The sequence below is a fragment of the Campylobacter concisus genome (genome assembly GCF_902460675.1).
In the GTDB taxonomy this organism is placed as follows: domain Bacteria; phylum Campylobacterota; class Campylobacteria; order Campylobacterales; family Campylobacteraceae; genus Campylobacter_A; species Campylobacter_A concisus_AJ.
Window position 1 is genome coordinate 592,896 of the sequence record NZ_CABPUQ010000001.1, and the last position, 12,040, is coordinate 604,935.

The following is a 12,040-nucleotide window of genomic DNA, read 5'->3' on the forward strand; positions in this document are numbered from 1 at the left end:
TTCTGATATTGCAGACAAAATAGAAGCTATACTTCACATCAACCTGTTTTTGCCAAACAATAACGAAAACTCATATATTGAAATTGGGGTATTGGTATCCAGGAAAGAATACAATAACATTAGTAGAAACTTTAACATAAATATCACACTCCCTTTTAAAATATACAAAACTGATTTTATAGACATCAAGGATCGCTTGTGTGATGGTAAAACCATAAACATGATATTTAACGAAGAAACACATCTGGATAAAAATAAATCAAGTTTTAGATTAAAAGAGTATGACCTTGGTAATATTGAGCTCTGTAATACCACCATCAACAATGATACAAGTATTACAATGAGCGTAAAGGAACAACAAAAAAATAGTTATTTCAGATTTAGAGTTACAAATATTAAGGATAAAATATCTGACACAATGCTCTCAGATACTATGGCTAACCCTTTTATTAAAGCTATAAAAATCACCGGCATATCTATAAATTTGGATAGACGCTTTACAAAGCAAATAGATAATAAAATAAAATTTAAGGAAATTAATACATTTATTATACTAGATTCTACTACGGAACTACTAGAAAAAAATAAGTCAATAAAAAGTTTTAGGGTTTTGGAGGATGATTTGTGGCGTGAATATATAGGTTATGATACCGATTTAAATATGACGGTCTATCAGTTTAAGGAGAGTAATCTTAGTGGTGGGTGCATAGAATCGTATCAACTCTTTTTAAAAAGCCTTCATCATAAAAGTTCAAAATTTGAAAAATACAAATTCCTGTTATTCGTGGTGTTAGTAGCCATAGCGTCTAATTTTATTTATGGCCTTATAAAGTGATTTTTTAAATGATATTCTATGACCCCTCAATTGTCTTAACATCAAATCACATTTGGCCTATAAAGGCAGAGATACAGAATAAATATACATTATATAACTATATCAAAGATGCAAAAACATACTACCCCAATTTTGATATTTGGTATTTTACAAATGTGCTGCCGTCATTAAAAGACGGAACAAAAAAAATTATAACTTCCTGCGATGATAATAATCTAAGGGGTCTTGCTATACTAAAATATAACGAAAAAAAATTATGCCACTTATCTGTTATGCCCCCTTATAAAAATAAAGGATACGGAATAAAACTTTTTAAACAAAGCTTTATGGAATTAGAAACAGAAAAACCATTTCTCACGGTGTCGGAAGAAAAATTAGTAGAGTTTAAGCGCATATTTGAATATTTTAGATTCGAACTTACTGATGTTATAGATGGCTACTATAGAAAAGGTAAGAAAGAATATTTTTATAATCAGATATAATCCTACCCCTCAAACTCCAGATCAATCATATAGCTTGTAGTGTTTAGATTATGCGATACGCTTTTAATACTAAATTTTACATTTTCAAGTCTGGTTACGCCGGTTATTTTTAGTTTTACGCCGGCCCTTAGCTCTCTACCAGTGGCGGTAAGCTAGCCGTTTATTCCGCCGCGTTGTAGTTCGTTTGGCTTGGCTTCGCCCTTTTTAAGGCTTCATTGTCTGATTTTGGCTTGGGGATATTTAGCTTATAGGTTTGCTCTCCGCCGCCAATCTTCGCTTGTTTATCTTTACCGTCTTTGCTATTGTGCCACTGCGCTATTACGGCTTGGTAGCTGTTGCGGTTTGCTTCTGTGATCGATAGGCTCTCGCACTCGAATTTAACCGTTAAATTTGACCAGCGCACGGACATAAATTTAGAGATGATTTATCAGGCTCGCGTTATACGCGGCGCCGAAACCGTTGTCGATATTTACGACGCTGACGCCGTTTGCGCAGCTGTTTAGCATCGCTAGCAGAGCCGCCAGCCCGCCGAAACTCGCTCCGTATCCCACGCTGGTGGGTACCGCGATCACCGGCACGCTAACAAGACCTGCCAGCACGCTAGCTAGCGCGCCTTCCATGCCCGCCACCGCGATCACGACCTTTGCGCCGCGTATTTGCTCTAAATTTGCGATCAGCCTATGCAGCCCGGCCACGCCCGCGTCGCTAAATTTGCGCGCGTCGTTGCCTAAAAATAGCGCCGTCTCGTACGCCTCCTCCACGACCGCGCCGTCTGCGGTGCCGGCAGATACTATCGCGATGTAGCTTTGCGTGAGCGCAGGCTCTTTAAATTTGACGCTGATGATGCGGCCGCGAGCGTTAAACTCCGCCTGCGGTAAGATTTCGCGCAGCCGCTCAAAAACCCGCTCGTTCGTGCGCGTGATTAGGATATTTTGCCCTCTCGCGCCGATCGCCTCTGCGATACGCAAAATTTCATCATCCGTCTTGCCCGCGCCGTAGATCACCTCGCCCGCGCCGTTTCGCAATGCGCGCTGGGTGTCGATTTTGGCGCAGCCCGCGTCGCTAAAAGGAAAATCCCGTAAAAACTCTATCGCTTCGCGCTCGCTTTTTTCGCCCGATTTTACGGCGCGGATGAAATTTAAAGCCTCATCTTTCGTCATTTAAAATCTCCCCGCGAAGCCCCTTTAAATCAAGCAAAATATCATACTCGCCAAGCGCGGCGATCTCGCGTACGACGGCGCTAAAATCTCCCGCGCAAAAGCGCCTAGTCTCGCTCGCACCCATTTGCAGCTTAAAGGCTTTGCCGTCAAATCGCGCGCGAATGTTTAAAAATCCGTGCGAGATTAGCAGATTTTCGGCTCGCTCCACGAGCGAAATTTCCTCCGCGGAAAACTCCCTATCGTGCGGCAGGCGCGTCAGAAGGCACGCGTAGCTGGGTTTGTCCGCGGTCGGCAGTCCAAGCTCGCGGCTAAGCTCTCTAATCTCTGATTTTTTGAGGCCTTTAAGCGGCGAAAGCACGCCAAGCTCGTCTTTTGCTTTAAGCCCCGGGCGGTATTCGCCAAGGTCGTCTAAGTTCGTACCGTCGGCGACGTTTGTAAAGCCTAGATGCCTTGCCAGCTCGATTAGCCGCGTAAAAACCGCCTTTTTGCAGACGTAGCAGCGATCTTGCGGATTATTTTTTACCGCTTCGGGCGCTTCTAGCTCTAAAATTTCGTGCCTGATGCCGTAAGTACGGGTAAATTCTACCGCCTCTTTTATCTCGCGCCCCGACATATAGGGCGATTTTAGCGTGATAGCTACCGCGCGCCGGCCTAGCGTATCGGCGGCAACGCGCAACAGTAGCGAGCTATCCACGCCGCCGCTAAACGCTACGGCTAAATTTTCCAGTTTTTTTATATCATTTTTTAGAATTTCTAGTTTCGTCATATTTTTTTAAAGTCTCGTTTCTAACCTCGCGGATCGTCGTTTGAAATCTCTGCGCGGCTTTTTTGCAGTCCTCGAATTCGGGCTTGATTTTTAAAATTTCGGGGTAATTTCGGGCTAAATTTTCATCCGCCGAATTTTGTTCGGCGTTAAAACCGCAAACTCGGCCGCGCGAAATTTTAAGCCTTATTTTGCCGTATTTAGTCTCTACCTCGCAAAACTCGCGCGCAAGCTCCGTTTTCCTCACGGCGCACTCTCTAACTCCGATCGCCGTCGTATGCGCGAAAATTAGCCCCTTTATCCGCGCGGCGTCCTGCTTGCGGCACAGCACGTTTAGCTCAAAGCCCGCGCGCCCCTTTTTCATAAAAATAGACCTGCTAAATACGTCCAGCGCGCCGCTATCTCGCAAAATATCGCACGCAAAGGCAAAGCTCTCGGCGTCCATGTCGTCGATATTAGTGGAGATTAAAATCCGCTCGCAAAGCTCGCCATAGCCGATCTGCACGCTCAAATTTGGCTCATCTTTCAAGCCTAAATCCTCGCTCGTTTCGCAAAGTATCACGCGAAGCGCGTTGGCAAAATCCGCGGCCTCTTTGTCGCCCGCGCCGTAGCCCGTGCTTAAAATTTTAAAATTTTGCGGCGGCTCGCGGCGGTCTTGCTCCCTTAAATTTAGCGCGCAGGCCTTTAAAATCGCCGCTCCCGTGGGCGTAGTCGTCTCGAAATTTGCCCGCCCTAGGCTTACTTGCGCGCCTTTTAAAATTTCGCAAACAGCAGGCGCCGGTACGGCTAGCCTGCCGTGAGCGCAATGCGCAAAACCGCCGCCAAGCTCGATAGGCGAAGCAAAAATTTGCGGCGCGCCCAAAGCCTCCAAGCAGATAGCCGCGCCCACTACGTCCGCGATGCTGTCTGCGGCGCCAACTTCGTGAAAATGTACTTGCTCTACGCTAGTGCCGTGGATTTTAGCCTCGGCTCGCGCGATAACGCTAAAAATTTCGCTTGCCGTTTTTTTTACGAAAGCGCTTAGGCTAGAGCTCTCGATAAGCTCTAAAATTTGCGTGAAATTTCGCGGACGCGGGTGGTTTTGGGCGGGCTTATCCGCTCTAAATTCGGCGCCGTGAATTTTGCCGTTTAAATTTTGACGCGGGCTAAATTTAGCGCCTAAGAGGCCAAGCGGAAGCTGACCCCGATTTGCCGCGCAAACGACGTCTATTTTGGTTGCGGAGATACCGCATTTTAGCACTTTGCGCTTGCGTAGGTAAAATTCGCTAGCTAAATTTAGCTTAGCAAGCTGGGCGCAAAGATAGCTAAAATCCGCGCCAAGCTCAACCAGCGCGCCTAAATTCATATCGCCGCTAATACCGCAGCTAGCATCATAGTATAAAATTTTAGCCATACTTAAACCTTAGGCACAGTCATAGAACCAAACGGCAAGATGGCTATTTTTGCGTCCGCACCCTTTTTGCTCTCGCCTAAAAAGACCATCTCGTCGTGTTTGGAGTCGTGATCGTGAACTTCGCCTTTGACGTTAAGCTCCGCGTAAATCTCTTTGCCGAAGATCATCTCGTACTCATCGAGCGTGCCCTCTCTGTGGCAGCCGGTGGCGATGATGAAAATTTTATTTTTATCGCGGATTTTCGGGTAAATTTGCTTTAAAACTTTTGCTGTCGGCGTAGGTCTCGTGCCGTCGTTTACGATGACGACGATCTTTTCATCGCCCGCGATAAACTCATCGAAGCTTTTTTGATTTATCGGATTTGCCAGAGCCTTTGCGATGAGTGCCGTTTCGTCGAATTTAGCCACGGGGTTGGGGTTAAAAACTCCCAGTAATTTTTTTTCCGGAACGCTTAGGTCGATGATATCATCTTTGCCGTAGCGAATAGGAATTTGCACGTTTGCTCCTTAAGTATAATTATTAATTTTTTATCTTAGGATTATATATAAATTTTTCTTTTAAATGTATTTAAAAAGGGTATTCAATTTTTAAATTTATAGAGCGGATAAAATTTATTATGGTTCTTTGTCAATAGTAGGGGTGTAAAAACACCTCTATCTATTGCAAAGACGTAAATATATCAATTTTCTAAATCTTTCATAGTTTCTTAGTCCATAAGATACTCTTTTTATTACTTTTATTTTGTTGTTATTTCCTTCTACAAACCCATTGTTTATTTTATATTCTACTATATTTATTATCTCTTTTTTCCAACTTGTTATTGTATCTGCTAGTTTTATACTTTGCTTTATATTAAATACTCTCAATTTTTCAATTAATTGCTCTATTCTCCTTCTCATTGTCTTTACTGTCTTGCTCTCAAACATCTTGTAAAATTCTTTTATTATTCTATACATCTTTTTCAATGTCTTATCTACTTTTAATATCTCTTTTAATATTTCTTTTTGTCTTTGACTAAACTGACTTATTGGGCTTTTACTTAGTATTTTCCAATATTTTTTTAACTTCTTATACTTTTCATTGTCTTTGTTAAATAATTCTACTCTTAAATCTCTTAATGCCCATATCCCTTGTCTTATTACATGATATTTATCTGCTACTATTTGGGCCTGAACTATATTACTATTTATTTTACGCTTCTAAATGGCTTAAACATATCCATTACAACTACTTGTGGTTGTATTTAAAATTCGTTTATTATATTTTTTATTGTTTGTGAATGTCTATTTCTTAATATATCTACTAGTTTACGGTTTTTATCATACATCGCTAGCTGATATTTCTCTTTTTCTATATTTCCTTTAAATTCGTCTATATATATGACTGATGTATCTGGAGAGGCTTGTCTTTTTAGGGCGATTGCATTTTATGATGGTGATATCAAGCACATTTATTTTGTTGCGGAGACTAAAGGGTCTATGAACTCTATGCAACTTCGCCAAATAGAAGAGTCCAAAATTCACTGTGCAAAGGAGCATTTTAAGGCTATTAGTAATGATAGCGTGGTCTATGACGTTGTGGATAGCTATAAATCGCTACTGGATAAAGTTATGAGGTAAAAAATTTATTGGGAAGTTAGGTTGCAGTATAAAAGATCTTGTGCAATATTCCAAAAATGGTTATTGTGCTACTCCTTTTGAGGGAAAATTTGACTGCCATTTGTCAATATGGAAATCTGAGGTGATATTGCTTAAAACTCTACAAATAAAATACTCAGTATGATAGAAAATCACAGTGACTGACTTAATCTTGCCAGTTTTAGTTCGAATTAAATTTAAATATACAATTATCTTAACCAACCCATCCTTGTAAATTTATATAAATTGTAGTATTATACTCCTAAATATTTAAGGATAAAATACTATGTACATCAAACGAGCCATAAGCGACGAAATAAAAGAGTATATGAAAAGCTTTCCTGTGCTTTTGATAAGCGGAGCTAGACAAGTTGGCAAATCAACCCTTGCTTTAAATTTAGATATACCAAACTACATAACACTTGACGATATAAATATATATGAAGCAGCGAGAAACGATCCAAAAGGCTTTATAGAGCATTGCGATAAGCCCATAGTAATAGATGAGATACAAAGAGTGCCCATACTGCTTTTAGCAATAAAAGAATTTGTAGATAAAGATAGAACAAACGGGCAGTTTATACTAACTGGCTCTGCAAATTTAGAAGGCTTTAAAGATATATCAGACTCACTTGCTGGTAGGATAGGCATAGTGGAACTCTATCCGCTTTCTCAAAAAGAGTTAAGCCATAGTGATGAAAATTTGATAGATATTTTAAGTGGCGATATAAGCCATCTTGCGCTAAAGAAGTATGACAACGACGGCTTATCTGAAAAGATCATAAATGGCGGCTACCCGGAGATCACAAAGATAGGCTCAGAGAAATCAAAATACCTATGGTTTAGCTCGTACATAAGAACATATATAGAATCAGACGCCAAAGAGATAGGCAACATAAGAAATATGGATAAATTTATCACGATGTACCGCTTGTGTATGCTAAGAAGTGGCAATATCTTTAATAAAAACGAGCTATGTCTAGAGTCTTGGCTTGACAATAAGACATTTGATAGCTATTTTAGCGTGCTTGAACATACATATCAGATCCAAAAGCTGCAACCGTATTTTAATAACGCTCTAAAAAGGCTCATAAAAACACCTAAAATTTTTGCTACCGACACAGGGGTGCTGGCACACTTACTACAAATTTCTTCAGCACAAGAGCTTGCAAATTCTTCATATAAAGGTGCTATATATGAGACATTTGTATTTGATGAGCTACTAAAGGCAAATACAAGTAGCAAAAAAAGAGCAAATATATATTATTATAGAACGAGCGATCAAAAAGAGATAGACTTTATCCTTGAGATATCAGGCAAACTCATAGCCATAGAGGTCAAGTCCTCAAAAACTATCAGTAAGGATGACTTTAAGCACATTCATCATCTAAAAGAGAATTTGCAAAGTAAATTTGATAAGGGCATAGTTTTTTATGCTGGAGATACGGCTATAAAGCTAGATGACGATATGTTTGCATTGCCGTTTGGATTTATGGGGTGAGAGATGGCCAAGAAGATACAATGCTAATAATTTGGCTTCTATAACAGCTTACGATAATCTACCTTCCCAAACCATCATACCCTGACTTTACACTCTGTTCTTTAGTCTCTATCATATTCGATGGTTGTTTTGATTGCTCTACTCCAAAATTCTTATCAAGTCCTTGATCGTATAGCTCTTGCTTTGTTATTTTTAGTGAGCCAAATAATATATGATCCTCTGTTAGATATATCTTATCTGTTTTATAACGCTCCTTTAGCTTATTAAAACCTTGCATATCCTGCCAATCTTTCATATATGTTTTTATATTATAAATTAAGCCTTTATAGTTAATCTTAGCTATATCCGATAGATATTTTTTAAAGTTTTCTATTCTATTGATAAATACCAAATAGTATCTATTTATATCTAGATGGTCATCAATACCTTTTACGAAGCTTTCATATTCATTTTGTGTAATACCTAGCTTTTGAATGAGATCATCATTAAAAAACCCAGTTTTTATCTTTCTAGCTGCTTCATAAAATTTATCTCTAATGTAGATATATGGAGTATAGTGTCTATTTTGGCTAAAAGAATAGGCTGTGTTTTCTTCTGGCAAGTATAGATATCTGCCACTATTGCCAGAAAGTATTTGATGATTTTTATATTCTTTAAGCACAGTACTCTCGTCAAAGTATTCTATTAACTCTTTTATAGAAATCTTTGATGATATAGCCTGATAGCTTGCTCTTTTAATATGTGAGTTGGTATCTTTTGGTTCATGGCTAAGCTCATATTTTCTTTGATTTTGTAAATCTTCATATATGGCTTTAATATCCATATTATTAATATCTGTTTTTAAGCCAGCATCTTCAATGGCTCTTGTATTATCCAAAGTTTTTCCACGAATGCTTACAACCTCAGATCCTGGCACTGGAGTGTAGTGAAATTTACTAGGATATAGGCTGGAGTTATTTACTATGTTACATAACCCAAGCTCTATTGTTATCTCTTTTATGTATTCATCATATTCATTTAAGCTTGGAGCATCTGTTGTGGGTATGATGAGTTTAAATTTCTCTACTTTTGTGTCTGGCGCTTGATAGGTCGTTGGGTATATGAAGCCTTTTATTCCTTTACTTTGTAGTAAATTTTGAGCATCATTTGCAGTAAATTTGGGGCTATCTATATCATATATAAGCGTAGGAGTTATGCCATCAATACTGCTAGCTTCTTCACTTTTATCTTTGAAACTTGCCACTGATATAGCTGAATAGTTTTTAAGTATTGATTTTAGATTGTATGGCTCTATTTGTATCGTTTTCCAGCTATTTAACACTTGAGTTTTTGGGTTCTTATTTGGCGTGCTAAAGTCACTACTTACACTTAATGTTATCTTTGGCTCATTTTTATTGACTTGAAGCTCTATAAGCATTTGCTCCAGCTCATTAACTACGTGAAATAACGCTCCTTTTCTGCCATTATAGACTATCTTGCACATTAGATCAGTTAGATTATAAGTTCCTTTAAACCCATCCACTCTTACTTTATATTTGTCATTTACCATTTCAGGTTTTGCGGTGATATTAAATTTTGCATTGATCATAGGCAAAAATTCTCTTATATCCACTGCATTAAGTCTCTTTGCCCTATCATAGTAGTTTTTTTTAAAACTCTCGTCTTCTTCTATCATTCTTAATAGATAATCAGCTGTAGAATTTTTAGCATCAGCTAGTAGCTCTTCAACACTTGTATTTTGCTCTTTTGTATTGGCTTTTGGCTCGATCACTACATCCGTTTCTATCTTCATCTGCGTATCTTTTTCTTTGCCTTTCTTAACCTTTTGTGCTGCACTTTTAAAGCTTTCATATTGCTTATTTAGTTGGTCTTCATCCATACCTAAAGGCTCTATATTATTTAATCCATACTTGTTAGATAAGATATCATTAACTACTCTTTTAAATTTCTCTGCTGATTTAGCCATAACAGCTTTTACTTGTTGCTTGGCTGCACCTTTTGCATATATGGCTCCACCAGTTTTTACGCTATGAGTAAATTTCATATTTTCAAAAGAGATTATTAGATGGATGTGAGGCTCTCTTTTTAGCGGTTCGCCATTTTTATGTTTCTTATTTAATGTTCTATTTTCTAGTGCCCCTTCTGGACGAGGAATATATGGCTCTTCTTTGATTATAGGCAGATGAGCTTCAGCATAAAAAAGTAGCTCATCTATATCGTGATTTGGGAAAGTTAGTTTCAAAAAGTCCATTATAAACTCATCTATATTGCCACTTTCATATAGTCTGCTCCACTCCTCTGAAGTAAATGACAAGGATATATGATAGTAGTTATATTTCTTGTTCTTTTTCTTTCTCTGGTGCTTTTCAGATATCTCTATAAGATCTAAATTTCCAGCCAGTGGCAATCTATCATCTTTTTCATCTCTAGTTAGCTTTGAATCTCTTTTCTTGCCAGTTTTTAGATAATCAGCTATGCCTTTTTCTCCCTTTGAGATCTTAACTATCATAGTTACTCCTTATTAAGCTTAAAATTTCAGTTAGGACTGATTGAACTTTGTACAACTCTTCTTGTGTTTGCAGTATCACTTCTAAATCTATATTATCACTAGTCTTATAAGCTATATTTAGCTTCTTTGCTATTTGATTAATGTTATTAAAAGGTCTAGAAAAATATGTAATGATTGATGCATCTAGCCCTTTCTTTTTTATGGATTCAGAATTTACAGTGCCATTATCTATAAGATAGGAAATGATTTCTGATCTTGACATATCTAACTCTAGAGCTATTTTAGATAGCTTATCGTATTGTTGATAAGTGATCCTTGCGGAGAGCACCTTATCCTTGACATTTTTTGACATATGATATCCTTTCATAAAATGTGTTAGCGAGATGAAGCGTTTTAACGCTTCTTATATCTCGCATTGTAGCCCTCGGCAGAGCAAGATTATACAAGGTATGAAAACGAAGTGTCATACATTGTATGTGTCTTGCTATTAGAAAAATTTGCTTACTACCAAACATTGCTGTCACCATTTGTGTTTAGCCATTTAGTAAAATCTTTGCTAGCTTTTTGGCTATCTTGGTTGTAGATATGGATGATAAAGCCTTTAAGATTAGACACATCATAAAGTGCCTTATCTAGACTGCTTTGTAGTACAGATCTGGCTTCATTCGTCTTATGACTATCATAAAACAAGTAGCCAAAAAAGAAGATCGCTTCTATAAATACAAAGGCAATTAATGCATATACTATCTTTTTCATCAAAGAGGTAAAAGATGAGTTGATCTTCGATATAGTTTTGTCCGCACTCTGTAATGTCTTTTTAAAGTCATTTTGGATCTCTTTTGTTGTATTTGTAAGTTCAACACTTCCTTGCTCTATAAGTTCTATTTTTTCTTTAAAGCTTTTATCAAAGATATCTGCGGCTTGATTAAAAAGTTCAATATTATTTCCAATATTTTCACTAGCCTTATTGCTCATTTCGATATGTTCTTGTAGAGCAATTACGGCATTTGCCGCAACTGCTGTATCGCTACTCTTGATTGTTAGTGCCATTGCTTAGCTCCTCACTTTCTTTTTTGTCTTCGTTGGGTAAGAGAATATGACATGCATCAGAGGGTTGATTGGCATTTGTTGCCTCATACTCTTTCCTCCATTTGGAAAACTCCTTATTTGATAGCTTTACGCTAAAACTTTTTTCGATTAGTAACTTGCACTCTTTGAGTGTTGCTTTTTCTGGAAACAAGACTTCAATACATACTTGTTTAACCTCCTCTTTTTTCTCGTTTTTTCTAATGACTTTTAAGTCCTTTAAAAGTGTTCTTTTGGTAGCCATATTTTTCTCCTATAGCTTTTTAAATTTTACAAAGACAGCAATAGCTATCTCACCAAATGGGCATACCTATAGTGCGCCTTTTATTTTGATATGGTAGTTACTTATAAGGTTTTTTATTTAAGAAGTTTGAAAGTAGATAACGATTACAATAGAAGTCCCAATAATATCGTAAGGGTTATCTTTTTCAAACACTTAAAAGAAATCCTTACTCTTAATTGATTTTAGTCATCTTAACCTCCTTTAAGTTAAAATTTTTTAAATTTGCGTGTATTATAAGATATTTTGGTGGCTAGGTTGTTTAAAGTGGTAAATAATTTTTGACTTTTATTTCAGAAGCACGATATATCAGGGTATTTCTAGTTCTATAACATAGTAATACTTATAAATTACTTAATGCTAGTATCTATATTAGAAATCGAAACAAATATCT

The 12,040-nt window shown here is 37.7% G+C and carries 14 protein-coding genes; 4 read left to right on the forward strand and 10 right to left on the reverse strand.

The features are described 5' to 3' along the window. Positions 1-49 precede the first annotated feature (49 nt). Complete coding sequence (locus tag F3G88_RS02855) at positions 50-835, forward strand: hypothetical protein (RefSeq protein ID WP_009295495.1); 786 nt, start codon at positions 50-52, stop codon at positions 833-835. Positions 836-843: 8 nt separating this feature from the next. Continuing rightward, entirely contained in the window at positions 844-1,317 is a 474-nt protein-coding gene (locus F3G88_RS02860; protein WP_103574089.1) for an N-acetyltransferase, read from the forward strand. 160 nt (positions 1,318-1,477) lie between these two features. Here the strand turns inward: F3G88_RS02860 and F3G88_RS02865 are convergent, their stop codons facing one another. From F3G88_RS02865 to F3G88_RS02890, 6 genes are all read right to left on the reverse strand, one after another. After that, positions 1,478-1,726, reverse strand: coding sequence for a hypothetical protein (locus F3G88_RS02865; RefSeq protein WP_009295498.1), 249 nt, complete (start codon positions 1,724-1,726; stop codon positions 1,478-1,480). A 4-nt stretch (positions 1,727-1,730) separates the two neighbouring features. Beyond that, positions 1,731-2,477: a nickel pincer cofactor biosynthesis protein LarB gene (gene larB / locus F3G88_RS02870; protein ID WP_103574090.1), complete on the reverse strand. Its 747-nt coding sequence runs from the start codon at positions 2,475-2,477 to the stop codon at positions 1,731-1,733. Next, positions 2,464-3,243, reverse strand: coding sequence for an ATP-dependent sacrificial sulfur transferase LarE (gene larE / locus F3G88_RS02875; RefSeq protein ID WP_103574091.1), 780 nt, complete (start codon positions 3,241-3,243; stop codon positions 2,464-2,466). The genes larB and larE overlap by 14 nt, the downstream gene beginning before the upstream one ends. Continuing rightward, on the reverse strand, positions 3,215-4,633 hold the full coding sequence (gene larC, locus F3G88_RS02880; RefSeq protein ID WP_149715317.1) for a nickel pincer cofactor biosynthesis protein LarC: 1,419 nt from the start codon (positions 4,631-4,633) through the stop codon (positions 3,215-3,217). The genes larE and larC overlap by 29 nt, the downstream gene beginning before the upstream one ends. 2 nt (positions 4,634-4,635) lie before the next feature. Then, positions 4,636-5,130: a lactate racemase domain-containing protein gene (locus tag F3G88_RS02885; protein ID WP_223228717.1), complete on the reverse strand. Its 495-nt coding sequence runs from the start codon at positions 5,128-5,130 to the stop codon at positions 4,636-4,638. 156 nt (positions 5,131-5,286) lie between these two features. Beyond that, positions 5,287-5,823, reverse strand: a complete 537-nt coding sequence (locus tag F3G88_RS02890) for a DUF1722 domain-containing protein (protein WP_103618890.1) — start codon at positions 5,821-5,823, stop codon at positions 5,287-5,289. A 189-nt stretch (positions 5,824-6,012) separates the two neighbouring features. Between F3G88_RS02890 and F3G88_RS02895 the strand changes: the two genes are divergently transcribed. Then, complete coding sequence (locus F3G88_RS02895; protein WP_103618891.1) at positions 6,013-6,252, forward strand: restriction endonuclease; 240 nt, start codon at positions 6,013-6,015, stop codon at positions 6,250-6,252. Between the two features lie 304 nt (positions 6,253-6,556). Further along, positions 6,557-7,771 carry an ATP-binding protein gene (locus tag F3G88_RS02900; protein ID WP_149715318.1) on the forward strand — a complete coding sequence of 405 codons (1,215 nt, stop codon included), beginning with the start codon at positions 6,557-6,559 and terminating at the stop codon, positions 7,769-7,771. 58 nt (positions 7,772-7,829) lie between these two features. On the opposite strand, the gene F3G88_RS02905 is transcribed toward F3G88_RS02900, so the two are convergent. The 4 genes from F3G88_RS02905 to F3G88_RS02920 all read right to left on the reverse strand — a co-directional run bounded on the left by F3G88_RS02905 (position 7,830) and on the right by F3G88_RS02920 (position 11,610). Then, positions 7,830-10,280 carry an aminotransferase gene (locus tag F3G88_RS02905; RefSeq protein WP_149715319.1) on the reverse strand — a complete coding sequence of 817 codons (2,451 nt, stop codon included), beginning with the start codon at positions 10,278-10,280 and terminating at the stop codon, positions 7,830-7,832. Then, positions 10,270-10,632: a plasmid mobilization relaxosome protein MobC gene (gene mobC / locus F3G88_RS02910; protein ID WP_103573145.1), complete on the reverse strand. Its 363-nt coding sequence runs from the start codon at positions 10,630-10,632 to the stop codon at positions 10,270-10,272. The genes F3G88_RS02905 and mobC overlap by 11 nt, the downstream gene beginning before the upstream one ends. A 152-nt stretch (positions 10,633-10,784) precedes the next feature. Next, positions 10,785-11,330, reverse strand: a complete 546-nt coding sequence (locus F3G88_RS02915; RefSeq protein WP_103573146.1) for a hypothetical protein — start codon at positions 11,328-11,330, stop codon at positions 10,785-10,787. Beyond that, on the reverse strand, positions 11,308-11,610 hold the full coding sequence (locus F3G88_RS02920; RefSeq protein ID WP_103573147.1) for a hypothetical protein: 303 nt from the start codon (positions 11,608-11,610) through the stop codon (positions 11,308-11,310). Before F3G88_RS02920 ends, F3G88_RS02915 begins: the two co-directional genes overlap by 23 nt. Positions 11,611-12,040 lie beyond the last annotated feature (430 nt).